Annotated in this window: 15 protein-coding genes; 14 read left to right on the plus strand and 1 reads right to left on the minus strand. The window is 37.2% G+C overall.

Features of this window, described 5'->3' with window-relative positions:
* The first annotated feature begins 300 nt into the window (after positions 1 to 300).
* The 7 genes from CDZ89_RS08370 (at position 301) to CDZ89_RS19610 (ending at position 4,851) form a co-directional block, all read left to right on the plus strand.
* Positions 301 to 804, plus strand: a complete 504-nt coding sequence (locus CDZ89_RS08370; protein WP_096153792.1) for a ubiquinol-cytochrome c reductase iron-sulfur subunit — start codon at positions 301 to 303, stop codon at positions 802 to 804.
* Between the two features lie 15 nt (positions 805 to 819).
* The gene (gene qcrB, locus CDZ89_RS08375) at positions 820 to 1,494 is read left to right on the plus strand and encodes a menaquinol-cytochrome c reductase cytochrome b subunit (protein WP_096153794.1); all 675 of its coding nucleotides are present in this window, start codon (positions 820 to 822) and stop codon (positions 1,492 to 1,494) included.
* A 34-nt stretch (positions 1,495 to 1,528) separates the two neighbouring features.
* Positions 1,529 to 2,320 (plus strand): menaquinol-cytochrome c reductase cytochrome b/c subunit, encoded by a 792-nt coding sequence (locus CDZ89_RS08380; protein ID WP_096153796.1) that lies wholly within the window; start codon positions 1,529 to 1,531, stop codon positions 2,318 to 2,320.
* A gap of 100 nt (positions 2,321 to 2,420) precedes the next feature.
* A complete protein-coding gene (locus CDZ89_RS08385) occupies positions 2,421 to 3,017 on the plus strand; it encodes a lipoprotein heptaprenylglyceryl N-acetyltransferase LhaT (protein ID WP_096153797.1) in 597 nt (198 codons plus the stop codon).
* Between the two features lie 58 nt (positions 3,018 to 3,075).
* Entirely contained in the window at positions 3,076 to 3,876 is an 801-nt protein-coding gene (locus tag CDZ89_RS08390) for a sporulation protein YpjB (protein WP_096153799.1), read from the plus strand.
* Between the two features lie 68 nt (positions 3,877 to 3,944).
* The gene (locus CDZ89_RS08395; protein WP_096153801.1) at positions 3,945 to 4,619 is read left to right on the plus strand and encodes a zinc metallopeptidase; all 675 of its coding nucleotides are present in this window, start codon (positions 3,945 to 3,947) and stop codon (positions 4,617 to 4,619) included.
* Between the two features lie 88 nt (positions 4,620 to 4,707).
* Complete coding sequence (locus CDZ89_RS19610) at positions 4,708 to 4,851, plus strand: hypothetical protein (protein ID WP_157842700.1); 144 nt, start codon at positions 4,708 to 4,710, stop codon at positions 4,849 to 4,851.
* Between the two features lie 530 nt (positions 4,852 to 5,381).
* On the opposite strand, the gene CDZ89_RS08400 is transcribed toward CDZ89_RS19610, so the two are convergent.
* The gene (locus CDZ89_RS08400) at positions 5,382 to 6,260 is read right to left on the minus strand and encodes a YitT family protein (RefSeq protein WP_096153803.1); all 879 of its coding nucleotides are present in this window, start codon (positions 6,258 to 6,260) and stop codon (positions 5,382 to 5,384) included.
* 372 nt (positions 6,261 to 6,632) lie between these two features.
* Here CDZ89_RS08400 and CDZ89_RS08405 point away from each other — a divergent pair, with 372 nt between their 5' ends.
* The 7 genes from CDZ89_RS08405 to CDZ89_RS08435 are packed head-to-tail and all read left to right on the plus strand — an operon-like array spanning position 6,633 to position 12,251.
* Positions 6,633 to 6,986 carry a nucleotide pyrophosphohydrolase gene (locus CDZ89_RS08405; RefSeq protein ID WP_096153805.1) on the plus strand — a complete coding sequence of 118 codons (354 nt, stop codon included), beginning with the start codon at positions 6,633 to 6,635 and terminating at the stop codon, positions 6,984 to 6,986.
* Positions 6,973 to 7,779, plus strand: coding sequence for a 4-hydroxy-tetrahydrodipicolinate reductase (dapB, locus tag CDZ89_RS08410; RefSeq protein ID WP_100333504.1), 807 nt, complete (start codon positions 6,973 to 6,975; stop codon positions 7,777 to 7,779). Before CDZ89_RS08405 ends, dapB begins: the two co-directional genes overlap by 14 nt.
* Positions 7,780 to 7,803: 24 nt before the next feature.
* Entirely contained in the window at positions 7,804 to 8,217 is a 414-nt protein-coding gene (mgsA, locus tag CDZ89_RS08415; protein ID WP_100333505.1) for a methylglyoxal synthase, read from the plus strand.
* Positions 8,214 to 8,921 (plus strand): bacillithiol biosynthesis deacetylase BshB1, encoded by a 708-nt coding sequence (gene bshB1, locus CDZ89_RS08420; protein ID WP_096153811.1) that lies wholly within the window; start codon positions 8,214 to 8,216, stop codon positions 8,919 to 8,921. The genes mgsA and bshB1 overlap by 4 nt, the downstream gene beginning before the upstream one ends.
* Before the next feature lie 3 nt (positions 8,922 to 8,924).
* Positions 8,925 to 10,052, plus strand: a complete 1,128-nt coding sequence (gene bshA, locus CDZ89_RS08425) for an N-acetyl-alpha-D-glucosaminyl L-malate synthase BshA (RefSeq protein ID WP_096153813.1) — start codon at positions 8,925 to 8,927, stop codon at positions 10,050 to 10,052.
* A 37-nt stretch (positions 10,053 to 10,089) separates the two neighbouring features.
* The gene (locus CDZ89_RS08430) at positions 10,090 to 11,283 is read left to right on the plus strand and encodes a CCA tRNA nucleotidyltransferase (RefSeq protein ID WP_157842701.1); all 1,194 of its coding nucleotides are present in this window, start codon (positions 10,090 to 10,092) and stop codon (positions 11,281 to 11,283) included.
* On the plus strand, positions 11,268 to 12,251 hold the full coding sequence (locus CDZ89_RS08435) for a biotin--[acetyl-CoA-carboxylase] ligase (protein WP_227521468.1): 984 nt from the start codon (positions 11,268 to 11,270) through the stop codon (positions 12,249 to 12,251). Before CDZ89_RS08430 ends, CDZ89_RS08435 begins: the two co-directional genes overlap by 16 nt.
* Positions 12,252 to 12,593: the final 342 nt, after the last annotated feature.

Consider the following 12,593-nt stretch of genomic DNA (forward strand, 5'->3'; position numbering starts at 1 on the left):
CGATAGTGAAAATAACCTTCCTTTTTACGCCCGCGGAAAGCGAAGACTTGCGCTACAATCATCAGCGGTAAATTACAAAGAAAAAATATAAATATGAACAAATTATGAATATTTTTCAACAATTATTAGATTTTAATAATAAGAAGTTAAAAGAGTCACATCAAAGTCATCTTTTCTATGCAATGAATTATTGACCTTCAACGAAGATTGATATATCATGAGTATGTCCTAGTTTTCTATGTGTTATCTAACTGACTGTCCGTTTGGACGTAGTTTTTTCTATAGAGGGGGGAAAAACAAATGAGCGAGAAAAATCATCGAGTATCTAGACGTCAATTCTTGAACTATACTTTAACTGGTGTAGGTGGATTCATGGCTGCGGGTATGTTAATACCGATGGTACGTTTTGCAATCGACCCAGTATTAAAAGCTGGTGGCGAATCAGACATGGTACCAGTTGTTAGCGTAGACGAAATCACGAATGAACCACAACGCTTTGACTTTAAAGTAAACCAAGTTGACGCTTGGTATGAATCAGAAGTACCATTAGCTGCTTGGGTGTATAAAGATGATAACGGAAACATCATTGCATTATCACCTGTATGTAAACATTTAGGTTGTACGGTCAACTGGAACTCGGACCCATCTAACCCTGAAATGTTCTTCTGTCCATGTCACTACGGTTTATATTACAAAGATGGTGTTAACGTGCCGGGCACTGCCCCAATCGCACCTCTAGATGTATATGAGCATGAAGTACAAGATGGAACACTTTACTTAGGTAAAGCAAGACCACGAAACTGAAGGGAGGCGTAATCTTTGCTAAATAAAATTTATGATTGGGTTGATGAACGTTTAGATATTACGCCAATGTGGCGTGATATTGCTGACCATGAGGTTCCAGAACATGTTAACCCAGCACATCATTTTTCAGCATTTGTATACTGTTTCGGTGGATTAACATTCTTCGTAACAGTAATCCAAGTTTTATCTGGTATGTTCCTAACAATGTACTACGTTCCAGATATTAAAAACGCTTGGGAATCTGTATATTACTTACAAAACGAAGTAGCGTTCGGTCAAATCGTACGCGGTATGCACCACTGGGGAGCTAGTTTAGTTATCGTAATGATGTTTCTACATACACTACGCGTGTTCTTCCAAGGTGCTTATAAAAAGCCGCGTGAACTTAACTGGGTAGTTGGAGTACTTATCTTCTTCGTAATGTTAGGTTTAGGTTTCACAGGTTACTTATTACCTTGGGATATGAAAGCATTATTCGCAACAAAGGTAGGTTTACAAATTGCAGAGGCAACTCCAATTATCGGTACTGCGGCTAAAACATTGCTTGCAGGACACCCTGACATTGTTGGTGCTCAAACGTTAACTCGTTTCTTCGCAATTCACGTATTCTTCTTACCAGCAGCTCTTTTCGGACTAATGGGAGCTCACTTTGTTATGATCCGTAAACAAGGAATTTCAGGTCCACTATAAGAAATAAATCATACAAAAAAGGAGGGGGATATGTATGCATAGAGGGAAAGGTATGAAATTCGTCGGTGACTCTCGAGTTCCTGCAGAGAGAAAGCCGAATATTCCGAAAGATTACTCGGAGTATCCAGGCAAAACAGAAGCGTTTTGGCCTAACTTCCTATTAAAAGAGTGGATGGTAGGAGCAGTATTCTTAATCGGTTTCTTAAGTTTAACAATCGCTCACGAACCGCCACTACAGCGTATAGCAGACCCAACAGATACAGCTTATATTCCTGTGCCTGACTGGTACTTCTTATTCTTATATGAACTACTAAAATATCAGTATGCGGCTGGACCTTATACAATTATTGGTGCTATTGTTATGCCTGGATTAGCATTTGGTGCATTACTATTTGCTCCATTCTTAGATCGTGGGCCGGAGCGCCGACCTTCAAAACGTCCAATTGCAACTGGTTTGATGTTATTAGCTATCGCATCTATCTTCTTCTTAACATGGCAATCAGTAGTAAGCCACGACTGGGAAGCTGCTAAAGAACAAGGTGCCATCCGTGAAGAGGTAGCAATTGAGATTGATGAAGAAGCAGAAGGATATCAAATCTACGCTGCATCATGCTTAGGTTGTCACGCTAACAACCTTCAAGGTAACCCAGGTCTTGCACCTTCGTTACTTGACAATCCTCAATATACTGCAGAAGACTATAAAGATATCGCGTTAAACGGTATCAAAACCATGGCTGCTGGATTATTCCAAGGTACAGATGAAGAACTTGAAATCCTTGCTGAATATTTAGTAGAAATGAACGAACTTGCTGCAGAATTAGAGTAAACTGGCTATTTTTTAGCCAGTTTTTTTCTTATTATTGTTTATCAGAAAATTAAAACAGCCATAATGAAAAGGTAACCCTTTTTAGAAGAGAGGATATATTATGCTATTGTGGTTTCTTCATTTATTAAAAACAAAAACAATGCTTTGGATTGTGTTTCTTATAAATTTGCTCGGAACGATATATGGGTACATTTGGTATAAAGTTCAATTAATAGAAACACCACCAATTTTCTTAATATTTGTTCCAGACAGTCCAACAGCCAGTCTTTTCTTTTGTATTGTATTGCTTGGCTTTATTTTAGGGCGTAGTTTTAAATTATTCGAGGCTTTAGCCATTGTTACATTAGTGAAATATGGTGTTTGGGCAGTTGTTATGAACATACTGACGCTAATGGAGACTGGCTATCTACCTATTGAAGGATACATGTTGATTTTTTCTCATGGCGCAATGGCTGTACAAGGTGTACTCTATAGTCCTTATTACCGTTTTAATAAGTGGCACCTAATTGTTGCGGGTGTGTGGACTCTACATAATGATGTGATCGATTACGTATTTAAAATGATGCCATGGTATGGTAGTTTAACGAAATACATGGCAGAAATCGGCTACTTTACTTTTTGGTTAAGTATCTTTTGTATTGCGATTGCCTATTACTTTGTATTAAGAGATGACAGGTTAAAGTTGTCTATCAAATAATGTTCTATCCTTGTCCCACCAATCATATGCTTTATTAGATTGCTTAGGAGGGACAAGGATGAAGTCTAGAATAGCTATTATTTTTATACTATGTATTTTTACGATACCAACCATTATTTTTGCACAACAAACAATAAAACAGTCAACACACCAACTTCAATTAAACGAGTTAACAGAAAATATATTACAACTTACCCGTCAAGAACGTTACCTCGAGGCAAACAATTTATTAGAGATTTTTTCTGATGAATTTACAACAGCAGTGATCCATCAGCGAACCGTTCCAATGGATCAAGTACGTACGATTACAATGGTGCACCAAGATGCACTTGTTGCTGTAAACAATGTGGAGCTTTCACATGATGAGAAGGTAAAGAGCATGATTCGATTACGACTTGTTGTAGATGCAATGACTTCAAATCACCAGCCGTTATGGGTAGAAATGCAACAGCCGATTATTTCTACTTTTCAACATTTAAAAGATTCCATTGAACTGAAAGATAGTGATTTATATCGCGACTCATTGTCCAAATTGCGTGACTCACTTCACCTCATTCAACCTAGTTTAATTATTGATGCAAAGTATGAAAACGTCATGACAGTTGATGCACATATACAGTTTTTAGATGAAAATAGGGATGAACTGTTCCGCTCTTATAATTCAACGTACCTTGAAAGTGTGGAACAAGATTTTAGAAAATTATTTGAAAACTTAAAAGAAGATGATACAGATCCTAATTTAATTTGGGTAATGTTAAGTACTGGCAGTTTTATCATCGTGACATTAGCATATGTTGCGATTAGAAAGTACGCAGCGGATCGTAAAAAAAGTCCAGAGCGTAAAAAGCTTAAAGATTGACAACACTAAAAAGGACGAAGTAATATTTTCATAAGAAAACATGTCATTCTTTTAAAGGAGATGATTCCATGACGATGTATCTCATTTACTTTGCCATTCTCCTTATCGTACCAATGTGGGCTCAATCAAGAGTAAAGGGAGCGTATAACAAATATTCCAAAGTAGCTACTTCATCTGGAATGTCTGGAGCAGAAGTTGCAAGAAGAATTTTAAATGATAATGGACTTCATGATGTTCGAATTGAAGAAACAAAAGGGGTCCTAACAGATCACTATGACCCGCGTTCAAAAGTGGTTCGCTTGTCATCACACAATTATCATGGTAATTCCGTTGCAGGTGCAGCGGTTGCAGCTCATGAAGTAGGTCATGCTATTCAAGATGCAGAAAATTACTCATTTTTAAGGATTCGACATGCACTAGTACCAGTAGCTAGTTTAGGTTCGAATTTTAGTTACTTTTTAATTATCGGTGGATTTTTACTTGGCTCCATGAACTTCGTTTTCTTAGGAATCTTGTTCATGGCCGCAGCAGTGTTGTTTCAAGTCGTTACATTACCAGTTGAATTCAACGCTTCAAATCGAGCGATGAATCAAATGGTGTCACTAGGAATGATTGCAAATAACGAGGAACGACATACAAAGAAAGTGTTGAACGCAGCAGCACTAACGTACGTTGCAGCTGCCGCAGTAGCGGTACTGGAGTTAACGAGATTTATTTTAATGTATTTGAATAATAGGAATTAATGGGGAACCACTCTTTAGATGAGATCTAAGGGGTGGTTTTTAATTTTTGTATTATAATAAAGTCTGATGGCTCATCTAATAGGAAAGAATGGATAGATTGGATGTTCAAAAAGTATCTATAGAAAGTAAAAAAGTACCTATTAGAGTAGAAAAAGTATCCATAGCCAATCAAAAAGTACCGATAGAAGTAAAAAGTATAGATAGAGGTCCAAAAAGTATCTATAGAAAGTAAAAAAGTATCCATTGGAGTAGAAAAAAGTATCCATAGCCAACCCAAAGTACCGATAGAAGTAAAAAGTATAGATAGAGGTCCAAAAAGTATCTATAGAAAGTAAAAAAGTACCTATTAGAGTAGAAAAAGTATCCATAGCCAATCAAAAAGTACCGATAGAAGTAAAAAGTATAGATAGAGGTCCAAAAAGTATCTATAGAAAGTAAAAAAGTACCTATTAGAGTAGAAAAAGTATCCATAGCCAATCAAAAAGTACCGATAGAAGTAAAAAGTACAGATAGAGGTCCGAAAAGTATCTATAGAAAGTCGAAAAGTACCTATTAGAATAGAAAAAGTATCCATAGCCCAACCCAAAGTACCGATAGAAGTAAAAAGTATAGATAGAGGTCCAAAAAGTATCTATAGAAAGTAAAAAAGTACCTATTAGAATAGAAAAAGTATCCATAGCCCATCAAAAAGTACCGATAGCCAGGCCTAAAACTATAAAAAAGGAACCGCTCACCCATAAAAGGCAACCAGCTCCATATAAATTACCTCTCCACTGGATTCTTATTCTCATCCAGCGTAAAACCTTCACCTAACACATCATGCACATCACTAACTGCTACAAACGCATGAGGATCAACAGACGTAATGACATTTTTTAACTTTACAATCTCATTTTTCGCCACTACACAATACAAGACATTCCTATCTTCTTTCGTAAACGTACCTTGTCCACGTAATATAGTTGCCCCACGGTCCATTTCTTTCAAAATCTTACCGGCAATTTCTTCATTCTTATCCGAAATAATCGTTGCACCTTTTGCAGCATAAGCACCTTCTTGCATAAAATCAATAACCCTAGCAGCAACAAACACAGCAACCAATGTATACATCCCTTCACGATAAGACAAATACATTAAGATAGAAAATGCAATGACAACCGCATCGAACATAAACATCGTTTTTCCCATGCTCCAACCAATGTATTTATGTGCAAGTCGGGCAATAATATCTACGCCACCAGTTGTACCACCGTATCTAAATATAATTCCAAGCCCTACACCGATAGAAACACCTGCGAACAATGCAGCCAATGTTAAATCATCCATAAGCGGAGGGAACATAATCATTGGTAAACGTTGAATGATCCATAAAAATACCGACAAGCTGACAGTACCAATAATGGTATAAATAAATGTGTTCTTCCCTAACAACTTCCAACCGATAAAGAAGATTGGAATGTTTAAAATTAAGTTCGTATAAGAAGGGTCTAAATCAAACATAAAATATAACAATAAAGTGATTCCAGTAAAGCCACCTTCTGCTAGATTATTTTGCATATTAAAGTTTACTAGTCCATATGCAAAAATTGCCGACCCTAAAAGAATGTAAAAAATATTAACTAACTTTAACCCATTAAACATAATTTCCTCCTAATTAAATGACTAAAATAAGCCAGATCCATACTATATCCAATTTTAAATTTAATTTGGCTCTTTTAAGGTTAGTATTGTTTTTTGATAACTATCTAGCGGTTGATTTTTGCGCAAGTCGGAGACTCCTGCGGGAGTAGCGGGGGACTGGAGACCCCACAGGCGAAGCCGAGGAGGCTCCAGCCACGCCTGCGGAAAGCAGAGACTTGCGCAAAAATCAACAGCGGTCTTAAAATGAGCCTTTAATTAAAACAACTTCTCCATTATAAAGTATCTCCAATTAAGAAGTAAATGGGCTATTTTCATATTAAATATTTGTCAAATCGGTCAATCTTAGCTAACATGAAAAAGAGGTGAGTCTTTTTGGAAAAGAAAACGATGGAACAGATGCAACAAGAAGTTGATCAATACATATCTCAATTTAAAGAAGGATACTTTTCTCCACTAGCCATGATGGCAAGAATGACGGAAGAACTAGGCGAACTTGCGCGTGAAGTGAACCACTACCACGGAGAGAAACCGAAAAAAGCAACAGAAAAAGAAAATACAATAGAAGAAGAGATGGGAGACTTATTATTTGTCTTAATTTGTTTTGCCAACTCATTAAATATAGATTTACAAGAAGCGCATGACCGTGTGATGCATAAATTCAATACAAGAGATAAAGATCGTTGGACAAGAATTGATGGAGGGAACAAACTTAATGAAAACAATTAAAATTATCCTTGCAGGACCACGAGGCAGAATGGGAAAAGAAGCTGCCAACTTAATTGCCAATACAGAACATTTTGAATTAGTAGGTTGTATCGATCGAGTACATAACGGAAAAAAATTATCAGAACTAGACGGTTTCCACGACTCACTAAATGGAACTATCTACACAGATGCACATGAATGTTTTCAATCTACAAATGCGGACGTATTAATTGATTTAACAACCCCTGAAATTGGTCGCCTTCATACAGAGCTTGCCTTACAATACGGAGTTCGTCCAGTGGTAGGTACGACTGGATTTAATGAAGAAGAACTAGATGAGTTAGCAAAAACGGCAGAAGAAAAGCAACTAGGCGTTATCATTGCACCGAACTTTGCCGTTGGAGCCATTTTAATGATGAAATTTGCACAAATGGCAGCAAAACATTTCTCTGATGTGGAAATCATGGAATTGCATCATGACAGAAAATTAGATGCACCATCAGGAACAGCAATCAAAACAGCAGAACTAATTTCGAAAACGCGCGAGCCGAAAAAACAAGGCCATCCTGAAGAAGTGGAAACGATGCAGGGAGCACGCGGAGCTTCTACGAAAGATGGAATACACATCCATAGTGTGCGCTTACCAGGCTTAGTAGCACACCAAGAAGTAATGTTTGGAGGGGAAGGTCAGTCCCTTACAATCCGACATGACTCTTACAATAGAGCTTCATTCATGTCAGGAGTTAAATTGTGTGTAGAAAAAATTATGGACCTAGATATATTGGTTTACGGATTAGAAAATATTATCGAGTAGAATATTAAAGGGGGAGAGATTAGTATGAAAATTGCCTTAATCGCTCATGATCAAAAAAAACCAGATATGATTCAATTTGCCACAGCATATAGCACTATTTTAGAAGAGCATGAACTTTTCGCAACTGGCACAACAGGCATGAAAATTGCTGAAGCAACAGGCTTACATCTTCATCGCTTTCGTTCAGGTCCATTAGGTGGAGATCAAGAAATCGGTGCGCTTATTGCACAAAATAAAATGGATTTGGTTATTTTCTTCCGTGACCCGTTAACAGCTCAACCGCACGAGCCAGATGTAACGGCATTGCTTCGTTTATGTGACGTTTACGCTATCCCGCTTGCTACGAATATGGGAACTGCGGAAATCTTAATTCGTGGATTAAAGCGCGGTGATTTTACATGGAGAACGATTGTCCACGAAAAAGAGGAACAGCAATGACAAGTTTAGATATTCTAGCATTTGGTGCCCACCCAGACGACGTAGAAATCGGTATGGGTGGGACCATTGCGAAATATGTGCAAAAAGGCAACAAAATAGGCATATGTAATTTGACGTATGCAGAACTCTCTTCCAATGGCACGAAAGAAAATCGTCAACTAGAAGCGAAAAAAGCAGCACAAACGTTAAATGTTCACGAACTGATTCAATTATCCTTACCAGACAGAGGATTATACATATCGGATGAAAACATAAAGGTGATAAGTCGAGTTATTCGTACATATAAACCGAAAGTAGTATTCGTTCCCTATTCAATTGACAGACACCCTGACCATGGAAATTGCGCAAAACTCGTGGAAGAGGTATTATTTTCTGCAAAAATACGAAAGTTCGATGAAGAAAGTAACATGCAGCCACATAACGTTTCCAAGCTTTATTTTTACATGATTAACGGTCTTCATAAACCTGATTTTTACATAAACATAAGCGAGTTTATACATATCAAAAAAGAAGCACTACAAGCATATGAGAGTCAATTTATCCTAACGGAGGGTAGTGTAGCTACACCTCTAACAAATAACTACATACAAAGAGTAATCGATAGAGAAAAGTTGTTCGGTACGGAATGTGGCTGTGACTATGCAGAAGGTTTTTTTGCAAAAGAGCCACTCATACTAGAGGACGATTTATTAGGAGGTGCATAACACTTGAAACTAAAGATAGGTATAACATGTTATCCGTCGGTTGGCGGATCAGGTGTTATTGCAACGGAGTTAGGAAAACTGTTAGCGGAAAAAGGACACGAGATTCACTTTATATCATCGAGCATGCCATTTCGCCTGAACAGAGTATATAGCAACATTTATTATCATGAAGTACAAGTGAATCAATATTCGGTGTTTCAATACCCACCATATGACTTAGCACTTGCTAGTAAAATGGCCGAAATCGCTCAAAGAGAACAATTGGATATTCTCCACGTTCATTATGCAATCCCGCATGCCATTTCTGCTTATTTAGCGAAAAAAATGACAAACGATCAATTGAAAATAGTAACAACCCTACATGGAACCGACATAACCGTTTTAGGTTACGACCCTTCCTTAAGTAATATGGTTAAATTCGGAATAGAAGGCTCAGACATCGTAACAGCTGTATCTCATTCTTTAGTGGAAGAAACGTACGAATTACTTCAACCAGAAAAAGAAATCGAAACAGTATACAACTTTATTGATGAGCGGGTTTACTATAAACATGACAACTTAGAGTTAAAGCAACAATATGGAATTGAAGAAGATGAAAAAGTCATTATTCACGTTTCCAACTTCCGTAAAGTAAAACGTGTCGAAGATGTAATCAAAAGTTTTGAACGAATTCAAAAGAAGGTGAAAAGTAAACTCCTTCTTGTTGGAGATGGTCCAGAAATTTCCGTCGTTTGTAAGCTAGTAAAAAGCTTAGGATTAGAAAAGCATGTTTTATTTTTAGGTAAACAAGATGGTGTAGAGGAGCTTTATTCTATAAGCGATCTAAAGTTATTACTTTCTGAAAAAGAAAGTTTTGGGCTTGTCTTACTAGAAGCGATGGCTTGTGGTGTGCCATGTATCGGTACTACTATCGGGGGAATACCTGAAGTAATTGAACATGGTGAAACAGGTTATCTTTGTAGTTTAGGGAACGTGGAAGATATCGCAGATAAAGCAATACAACTATTATCAAATGAAGCGTTACATAGAAGTTTTTCTGATAATGCCATTCAAAGAGTGAAAAGTCATTTTAGTTCCCATATAGTGGTGGAGCATTATGAATCGCTTTATGCAAAGCTAATACAAAAATAACTGTACGCAATCCTGTATCATGTTAGAGGTGAATACGATGGATCCATTGTTTTTTAAAGCAACGCCAATTATGAAACAATTACATAATCATGGGTTTGAAGCTTATTTTGTTGGTGGATCTGTACGAGACACCGTAATGAATAGACATATCCATGATATTGACATTGCCACATCGGCTACACCTGACGAGATTATCTCTATTTTTCCAAAAACAGTAGATGTTGGTGCACAACATGGTACGATTATCGTTGTAACAAATGGGGCTGAAATGTACGAAATCACTACTTATCGTACAGAGGGAACGTATTCGGATAATCGTAGACCGGATGAAGTAGTATTTGTAACCTCATTAGAAGAAGACTTGCGGAGACGTGATTTTACGATAAACGCAATGGCGATGTCTATAGATGGTGAAATTGTTGATCCTTTCGGTGGCCAAGTGGATATAGAAAACAAGCTGATAAGAACTGTCGGTGAGGCGAAAGAACGATTTAATGAAGATGCACTTAGAATGATGAGGGCAGTCCGGTTCTCGAGTCAGCTCGGGTTTGACATTGCTCCTGCTACATTACAGGCAATGAAGGAGTATGCCGAAAGATTGGCCTCCGTTTCGGTGGAGAGAAAAACAATCGAATTTCTTAAATTACTAAGAGGAAAAAATTCCGAAAAGGCTCTTCAATATATGATAGAGACAAAACTTTATTTGTTTTTACCTCATTTGGAGAAAGTAGATAAGGAAATTTTAGAGATGTCTAGGTTACCTTTACATGAACTAACGTCTGATTCTGTAATCTGGACAGCGGTGGTAGTTTCATTAAAGGTACAAGATGTGAAAGCATTTTTATCGTCATGGAAGCTGCCTAGTAAAATTATTCAACAAGTAGTTAATAATACGAACTGTTTGAATGAGCTTGAAAAAAGTAATTGGACAAACCTTTTATTATATAAAGCAGGGATCGATACGGCACTAGAAAGCGAGAGAATATATTCCATCATGCGTAATCAATCAAGTCTTTCTAAGGACCTATTAGAAATGTACAGCCTACTACCGATAAAGAGTAAGCACGACTTAGCTCTAAATGGTAATGATATACTTCAAATCGTTCATAAAAAACGTGGGAGTTGGGTGAAAGAAGTTTTAGAGGAATTAGAAAGAAAAATTATTATAGGTGAATTAGAGAATCGTTCTGAAACACTCAAGGAGTGGGTAGAAAATTGCAAACAGATATAAGAAAAAAATTACTTATGATGTTTACGGATGCTGATGGAGAATTTGTTTCAGGTCAAAAAATTAGTGAAGAATTAGGTTGTTCAAGAACCGCGGTGTGGAAGCATGTAGAAGATTTGCGTCACGAAGGTTACGAACTAGAAGCTGTTAGAAGAAAAGGATATCGCATCATGAAAATCCCAAATAAAATTAGTAGCAATGAAATACAACTAGGTTTAAAAACAACAACGCTAGGATCTACCATACATTTTGAAGAATCTGTGACAAGCACACAAAAAATTGCGCATCAACTTGCATATAATGGAGCGGAAGAAGGAACGTTAGTTGTCGCAGAAGAACAAACAGAAGGACGAGGAAGGCTAAATCGTGGCTGGCATTCTCCTAAATATACTGGGGTATGGATGAGTTTAATTTTACGTCCGAATTTACCACCACCAAGAGCACCTCAACTAACTTTATTAACGGCTGTAGCGATTGTTCAAGCAATCGAAGAGGTAACAACTGTTCAGCCTTCTATCAAGTGGCCAAACGATATATTAGTTAACGGCAAAAAGCTTGTAGGAATTTTAACGGAAATGCAAGCAGAAACAGATAAAATTAATTCTGTTATTATCGGTATAGGGATAAATGTGAATCAAGAAAAAGAACACTATCCTGAAGAATTACAGTCTATTGCTACATCGCTAAAAATGGAAAGCGGAGAAGACGTTAACCGAGCAGAACTAATACAAGTATTTTTAACGAAAATGGAACAACTATACCTTAACTACTTAAAACATGGTTTCTTACCAATCAAACTATTATGGGAATCCTATGCAGTAAGTATCGGAAAAAAGATAATTGCACGAACGATTACTGGAACATTAGAAGGAACTGCACAAGGAATAACCGACGACGGCGTGCTAATACTAGAACAAGAAGATGGAAACATAACATACATCCATTCTGCTGATATTGAATTGAGTAAGTAAATTTAAATTTTATTTCTAATAAAAGAAATGTTAAGGATATTCTAGATTTTGTATCCATTCTAGCAGTTGATTTTCGCGCAAGCCGGAGACTCCTGCGGGAGAATCAGGGGACTGGAGACCCCACAGGCGAAGCCGAGGAGTAGGTTTTTTCACGACAGTGGAAAATAACCTTCCTTTTTACCGCCCGCGGAAAGCGAAGACTTGCGCGAAAATCAACAGCGGAGTTTAAAAAGTAAAAGAAAAAAAGAATGGATTCTTTTTCGAATATTTCTTATAATGATGGTAAATGGGCGGTATCATTCTGAACTGCACCACGAACACTAGAAACAAAAAAACTAAAGA

Source organism: Bacillus alkalisoli (genome assembly GCF_002797415.1).
Classification (GTDB): Bacteria; Bacillota; Bacilli; order Bacillales; family Bacillaceae_I; genus Bacillus_CD; species Bacillus_CD alkalisoli.

Coding starts and splice junctions, on each gene's coding strand:
- dapB (WP_100333504.1), top strand. CDS start 6,973: ATGAAAACAATTAAAATTATCCTTGCAGGACCACGAGGCAGAATGGGA.
- CDZ89_RS08380 (WP_096153796.1), top strand. CDS start 1,529: ATGCATAGAGGGAAAGGTATGAAATTCGTCGGTGACTCTCGAGTTCCT.
- CDZ89_RS08370 (WP_096153792.1), top strand. CDS start 301: ATGAGCGAGAAAAATCATCGAGTATCTAGACGTCAATTCTTGAACTAT.
- CDZ89_RS19610 (WP_157842700.1), top strand. CDS start 4,708: ATGGATAGATTGGATGTTCAAAAAGTATCTATAGAAAGTAAAAAAGTA.
- CDZ89_RS08430 (WP_157842701.1), top strand. CDS start 10,090: ATGGATCCATTGTTTTTTAAAGCAACGCCAATTATGAAACAATTACAT.
- CDZ89_RS08385 (WP_096153797.1), top strand. CDS start 2,421: ATGCTATTGTGGTTTCTTCATTTATTAAAAACAAAAACAATGCTTTGG.
- bshB1 (WP_096153811.1), top strand. CDS start 8,214: ATGACAAGTTTAGATATTCTAGCATTTGGTGCCCACCCAGACGACGTA.
- CDZ89_RS08395 (WP_096153801.1), top strand. CDS start 3,945: ATGACGATGTATCTCATTTACTTTGCCATTCTCCTTATCGTACCAATG.
- CDZ89_RS08400 (WP_096153803.1), bottom strand. CDS start 6,260: ATGTTTAATGGGTTAAAGTTAGTTAATATTTTTTACATTCTTTTAGGG.
- mgsA (WP_100333505.1), top strand. CDS start 7,804: ATGAAAATTGCCTTAATCGCTCATGATCAAAAAAAACCAGATATGATT.
- CDZ89_RS08390 (WP_096153799.1), top strand. CDS start 3,076: ATGAAGTCTAGAATAGCTATTATTTTTATACTATGTATTTTTACGATA.